Genomic DNA, 5569 nt, shown 5'->3' with positions numbered 1-5569 from the left:
AGATCGGCTGCTTGTACGCGACGATCGCCAGCGTCTCGAGCGCGGCACCGGACAGCCGGGCACGTTGGTCGTGCAGCAGGAAACGTTCGACGTACGGGGTGAGGTCCGATGCGGTCTGGAAGCGGACGCCGCCGGCCACGCGGACCAGCTCGAAACCGTGGCCGGCCAGCTGATACCGCTCAGCGAGTTCGTCGCACCACTGTTCGATCAGCACGGTCGGCTGTTCGATCAGCTGCGCCAGCAGCTCGTGGGGAACCGGGTCGTGGGACACCAGCACGATCGCCTCGATCGCGCGTTGATATCCGGCGATCCGCGCGGCTCGTTCGTTGTCGTCGATGAACTCGTCGGTCATGTTCCTCAGCCGTCGTTCTCAGCCGTCATGTCAGCCGTCATGTCAGCCGTCATAGACGTCGATCAGGATCGCGTCGGTGTCGACACCGTCAGCGGGTGCCCAGCGCACCTCGATGTCACCGAATCGATCGGCCTGCTCGATCTCGACGACCCCCTGCTTGAACAGCTCGAGCACCGCGAGGAACCGGACGATGACCTCGATCCGGTCGGCGAGGTCAGCGGTCAGCCGACGGAACGAGATCCGTCCGACACGCGGGAGTTCGTCGAGCAGTTCGTCGACGGCGTCGGCGACGGTGACGCGGATCGGATCGACGTGGAAGAGGTCGACGACGGGCACCGGACGCGGCGTGAGGGCCTTGATCGCCGCACGTTGGAGGCTGCGGACACTGGTTCCCTCGAGCAGGTCCGGCATCAGGGCGACGAAGCGTTCGTCGGGCCCGACCGCACGGGGGAACGACAGGTCGGCATCGTCGGCGAGCTGTGAGAACACGGTTGCGACGTCCTTGAACGTCTTCGCCTCGAGGAGCCGGGCGAGCAACATGTCGCGCTCCTCCCACAGCGCCAGTTCGTCATCGAGGTCGATGTCGGACTGGTTCGGCAGCAGCCGGCGGGCCTTGAGGTCGACGAGTGTCGCCGCGATCAGCAGGAAGCCGGTCGTGACGTCGAGGTCGACCGATTTCTCGTTCTGCATGCGGTCGAGTTCGACGAGGTAGGCATCTACGATGTGGGCCAGGTTGATCTCGTAGATGTCGACCTGTTCCTTCAAGATCAGCTGGAGAAGGAGATCGAAGGGTCCCTCGTACACGGGGGTTGCGACATCGACCATCAGCACCAATCCTACCGGTCGGGGCTCGTCGGCAACGGATAGCGTCGGGCCTCGTGAGCAACTCGACACGCGTCCTGTCCTGCATCCAGCCGACCGGTGACGTCCACCTCGGCAACTACCTGGGTGCGCTGCAGAACTGGGTCCGTGGACAACACGAGTGCGACGCCTTCCACGGCATCGTCGATCTGCACTCGCTCACGGTCACCGAGGAGCCCGGCATCGTGGGTGAGACGACCCTGTCGCTCGCGGCGATGCTGTTCGCCGTCGGCCTCGATCCCGACGATGCAACCGTGTTCGCCCAGAGTCACGTCGCCGAGCACAGCCAACTCGCGTGGATCATGCAGTGCAACGTCGCCTACGGCGAGCTCAGCCGGATGACGCAGTTCAAGGACAAGTCGGTCAAGCGCGACGGTCAGTTCATCTCGGCCGGCCTGTTCACCTACCCGACGCTGATGGCCGCCGACATCCTGCTCTACGACACGAACCACGTCCCGGTCGGCAACGATCAGCACCAACACATCGAGATCACCCGCGACATCGCGATCCGGTTCAACCGTCGCTTCGGCGAGACGTTCGTGCTCCCCGAAGCGGTGACGCCTGCGGCCGGCGCACGCGTGATGAGCCTGCAGGACCCGACGTCGAAGATGTCGAAGTCCGAGGATTCGGGTGCCGGATGCGTCTACATCGTCGACGAACCCGCTGCGGTGATGAAGAAGTTCAAGCGCGCGGTCACCGACTCCGACACCGGTCCCGACGCGGTGCGCTACGACCGGGCGGCCAAACCCGGCGTCGCGAACCTGCTCGAGATCCACGCGGCCGTCACCGGACGCACCCCCGAGGCCGTGGCCGACGACTACGAGCAGTACGGAGCCCTCAAGGTCGCCACCGGGGAAGCTGTCGTGGCCACGCTCGATCCGATTCGGATCCGCTACATCGAACTGATGGACGATCGCGGCGAACTCGCCCGCCTGCTCCGAGTGGGAGCCGAGAAGGCCCGTGCGGTGGCATCGGTGACGTTGCAGCGCGTCCACGACGCGATCGGCATGGTTCCCGCCTGACGTGCAACTGACCAGCACCGACCGGAGAATCCTCCGGCTGGCGCTCCCCGCGGCGGGGGCCCTCGCCGCTGAACCGCTCTACCGACTCGTCGACACGGCGATCGTCGGACGACTCGGGACCGAACAGCTCGGTGGCGTGGCGATCGCGGTGTCGATCCTGACGCTCGTGATCGGCGGGTCGAACTTCCTCGCCTACGGGACCACCCAGCGGGTCGCGAACCGGTTGGGATCGGGAGACCGGGCCGGTGCAGCGATCGTCGGCGTCCAGGCCTTCTGGCTCGCGTTGATCATCGGGCTGATCGCGGCGCCGCTCCTGGCGATCTTCGCCGAACCGTTGGCATCGCTGCTCGGCGCGCGCGAGGAGGTCCTGGCGTTCGCCACGACCTACCTGCGCATCTCGGCGATCGGCGTGCCGTTCGTGTTGATCACCCTCGCGGCCGAAGGGACACAGCGCGGTGCGAGCGACTACCGCTCGCCGCTGATCGTGCTCGCGCTGAGCAACGTTCTCAACGTCGTCCTCGAGGTCGTGTTGGTGTTCGGATTCGACCTCGGGATCGCCGGAGCAGCCTGGTCCACGGTGGTCGCGCAGGCACTCGCCGGCGTCGCCCTGTGGCGACGCACGCGTCCGTACACCGCGGCGGCTCCGACACGACGTCCACGATGGTCCGAGATGGCTCCGTTGGTTGCCGCCGGGCGACACCTGTTGCTGCGCGTCGGCTCGATGATGGCCGTGTTCACCGGAGCAACTGCGGTCGCTGCACGGATCGACGATGCGACGTTGGCGGCCTACTCGATCACGATGACGATGTTCAGCTTCCTCGCGCTGACCCTCGACGCGCTCGCGATCCCCGCCCAGACGATCGTCGCCGAGGAACTGGGCAAGGGAGGGTTGGGCGCCGCCGACGTCGCCGACCGGTCGGCACGCCTCTCGCTCAGGATCGGGCTCGGCCTCGCCGTCGTCGTGGGGGCGACCGCCCCGGTGGTCGCGCGCCTCTTCACCACGGACCCGTTGGTGATCAGCCGTGCGACCGTCGGTCTGCTGATCCTCGCGTTGGTGATGATCCCGGGCTCGCTGGCGTTCTCCACCGACGGCTCCCTGATCGGGGCGGGCGACTACCGGTTCCTGGGCCGGGCGGCGCTCGCCTACCTCGTCGCGGTCACCCCGGTTGCAATCGTCGTGCTGATGTTCCCGGCGCTCGGAATCGTCGGGATCTGGGGCGGCCTGCTGCTGTGGATGTCGCTGCGGGCCGCGGTCAACCTACACCGGACCCGCACGGTTCTCGGCAGGGCGTAGACCCCTTTCTCGTTCTCGATCGTGTTCTCGATCGTGTTCTTGATCTCGTTCTCGTTCTCGTTCTCGGTCTCGTTCTCGATCTTGTTGTCGGTATCGCCGAAACTCGCTTGCATCGACGTCGCCCTCTGCGGCATCGTGTCTCCACTCGAAGAACTCGAGAAGAACATCCGAGACGAAGAACTCGAAGCTCTCGAAAGGAGGCACACATGACGACTCAGGACCCCGACATCATCGCGACGATGCTCTGTGTGCCTCGGCCCACCTTCAGCTGACGCGCTGAATCCGGGCATCACCCGTGGGACTCGCCCGATGGCCTGTCCGCGCCCCATCGCCTGACCGCAACAGCCGATCATCGTGCCAGGTCACCGTTCTCAGCCTTCGTGCCTGGTCACCGTGCTCAGCCACTGTGCCGGACGTCGCGGTCCACCCCTCGATCAGGCGCTCCGTTCCCCCGACAGGGAAGCCCACCCCATCCCCAACCAGAAAGGCATCGTCAGATGTTCAACCAACTCAACCACGAATTCCAGCTGGCGGAGATCCGGGAGCGACACGCCCGGATCCGTGCCGACGTCCAACGGTCGCGCGACTTTCGCGCCGCCCGCGGGCGTCACCGGTTCAGGTCACGCCAACGTCGACATTGAACCGGGACAGCGAGTCCGGGACCGTGCGATCAGTAGTCGCACTCCCCGAGCACGGCGTAGGCGGGACCGGCCTCGGCGACCAGTTCGACGGTCGCCGGGTCGGATCCCGCCTCGGCCGCCAGTCGGGCTCCGATCGCCTCGTGATCGTGATACGCCCGAAATCGATCCGTACGCGGGCCGAGCACCGTCGCCGCGACCCGGCCGAACGTGCCGAGCCCACACTCGATCTTGCCGACGTCGTGGAGCAGCGCCCCCGCGACCTCGGCGCGTGTCGCTCCCTCGCGAACGGCCGTGAAACGGCGGGCGACCGCGATGCTGTGGCGCCGATCCTGATTCGAGAGGTGGATCCACAGCGCCCGCTCACCCGGGAGCAATTGGTCGTCCGCCCACTGCTCGTCCTCGATCGACGGCGCGGCGGGTGACAACGACGTGACGAACCGTCTGGCGAGATGCCAGGGATGGGCGACCAGTCCGCCGAGTGTGCTCACCGGTCCAGTCTGGCCCGTGGATGAGCGGAGCGGTAGACCTCCCACAGGCGCTCCTGGCTGACCCTGGTGTACACCTGGGTCGTCGAGATCGACACGTGGCCGAGCATCTCCTGGACCACCCGCAGATCCGCCCCGTGATCGAGCAGATGCGTCGCACACGAGTGACGCAACACGTGTGGTGAGAGGTCGTCGGTGATCCCGGCGCGGCTGCCGTACTTCTTCACCACGAGCCATGCGGCCTGGCGGGTCAGCCGACTCCCCCGCGTGTTCAGGAACACCGCGCTGGCGTCGTCCCGACGGGGCCAGCGGTCGGGCACGAGTCGTGCCCGGCCGCGCACGGAGAACCACTCGTCGAGTGCTCGTCCCGCGGACGATCCGAACGGGACGATCCGCTCCTTCGACCCCTTTCCGAACAACCGCACCAGTCGGCCGTCGAGGTCGAGGTCGCCGATCGACAGGCCGACCGTCTCGGAGATCCGTGCACCCGTCGCGTAGAGCAGCTCGAGCAGCGCACGGTCGCGACGGTCGATCGGGTCGTGGCCGACCACGGCATCGAGCAGACTGGTCACCTGCGCCTCGCTCAACGGCTTCGGAATACCCGACGGAACCTTGACGCCGTCGAGGTTGGCCGACGGATCGTCGGGACGCAGGCCTTCGATCGCGAGGTACCGGTGGAGCATGCGGATCGCCGCCAGTTGACGGGCGATCGAAGCCGTGGCCGACTCCGACGCCTTGCGCTCGCCCACGAACGAGATCAACGCCGCGTGGTCGACATCGAGCACGGTGGCGCCGCGCTCGTCGAGCCATGCGCAGTAGGCGTTCAGATCACGTCGATATGCCGCCAGGGTGTTGGCCGAGCGTCCCTTCTCGGAGAGCATCCAGGCGAGGAACTCCTCGGCCTCGAGCGGGAG

Annotated in this window: 7 protein-coding genes; 3 read left to right on the top strand and 4 right to left on the bottom strand. The window is 66.8% G+C overall.

What is annotated here, in order from left to right; genetic code table 11:
- Together scpB and WBV89_RS20600 are read right to left on the bottom strand one after the other, a co-directional pair.
- Positions 1–352: SMC-Scp complex subunit ScpB (scpB, locus tag WBV89_RS20605; protein ID WP_423983203.1), on the bottom strand; the 352-nt coding region annotated here is incomplete at its 3' end.
- Between the two features lie 42 nt (positions 353–394).
- Positions 395–1177: a segregation and condensation protein A gene (locus WBV89_RS20600; protein WP_423983202.1), complete on the bottom strand. Its 783-nt coding sequence runs from the start codon at positions 1175–1177 to the stop codon at positions 395–397.
- A gap of 53 nt (positions 1178–1230) precedes the next feature.
- Here WBV89_RS20600 and trpS point away from each other — a divergent pair, with 53 nt between their 5' ends.
- From trpS to WBV89_RS20585, 3 genes are read left to right on the top strand one after another with little or no spacing between them, the layout of a single operon-like run.
- Entirely contained in the window at positions 1231–2235 is a 1005-nt protein-coding gene (trpS, locus tag WBV89_RS20595) for a tryptophan--tRNA ligase (protein WP_423983201.1), read from the top strand.
- Between the two features lies 1 nt (position 2236).
- Positions 2237–3529 carry an MATE family efflux transporter gene (locus tag WBV89_RS20590; RefSeq protein ID WP_423983200.1) on the top strand — a complete coding sequence of 431 codons (1293 nt, stop codon included), beginning with the start codon at positions 2237–2239 and terminating at the stop codon, positions 3527–3529.
- Between the two features lie 21 nt (positions 3530–3550).
- Positions 3551–3739, top strand: coding sequence for a hypothetical protein (locus WBV89_RS20585; protein ID WP_423983199.1), 189 nt, complete (start codon positions 3551–3553; stop codon positions 3737–3739).
- Between the two features lie 460 nt (positions 3740–4199).
- Here the strand turns inward: WBV89_RS20585 and WBV89_RS20580 are convergent, their stop codons facing one another.
- Both WBV89_RS20580 and xerD read right to left on the bottom strand, forming a co-directional pair.
- Positions 4200–4658, bottom strand: a complete 459-nt coding sequence (locus WBV89_RS20580) for a hypothetical protein (RefSeq protein ID WP_423983198.1) — start codon at positions 4656–4658, stop codon at positions 4200–4202.
- Positions 4655–5569: site-specific tyrosine recombinase XerD (xerD, locus tag WBV89_RS20575; RefSeq protein ID WP_423983196.1), on the bottom strand; the 915-nt coding region annotated here is incomplete at its 5' end. The genes WBV89_RS20580 and xerD, both read right to left, overlap by 4 nt.

Source organism: Ilumatobacter sp., assembly GCF_049588435.1.
Taxonomy (GTDB): Bacteria; Actinomycetota; Acidimicrobiia; order Acidimicrobiales; family Ilumatobacteraceae; genus Ilumatobacter_A.
The sequence above is the reverse complement of the archived record's forward strand: the minus strand, read 5'-3'. Positions and strand labels throughout refer to the sequence as shown.

Bases quoted from the DNA above. Each gene is read 5' to 3' on its own strand.
- WBV89_RS20600 (WP_423983202.1), bottom strand. From the start codon at position 1,177: ATGGTCGATGTCGCAACCCCCGTGTACGAGGGACCCTTCGATCTCCTT.